The organism is Photobacterium sp. R1 (assembly GCF_054600795.1).
This window is the reverse complement of sequence record NZ_BAAHZP010000684.1, coordinates 1-259: the sequence shown is the minus strand read 5'-3', so window position 1 is coordinate 259 and position 259 is coordinate 1. Positions and strand designations below refer to the sequence as shown.

Annotated in this window: 1 pseudogene; it reads left to right on the top strand. The window is 56.4% G+C overall.

Features of this window, described 5'->3' with window-relative positions:
• Positions 1 to 259 (top strand): annotated as a pseudogene (locus tag ACYP03_RS26825) (hypothetical protein); the annotation flags it as partial.

The window sequence follows — 259 nt, the reverse complement described above, 5'->3', positions numbered from 1 at the left end:
GCCGGCGTGCAACACGGTCCCGACCGGTGTCTTTGGCGCTGTGCCTTTGTCCGAGGTCACACCTGCTGAGATGAACCATGGCAATCTGACAGAAGTGCCGTGGAATCTGGAACAGACCGCGATGCCGGTTTCACAACCGATGTCCGGTTCTCATGCAGGGCATCATGGGGCTCCAGCACAGATTCAGGGCACGGAGATTCAAAAAACAGGAATACAGGGCAAGGTGAATCTGGATTCCGTGGTGGCGTTTGCTAAGCAG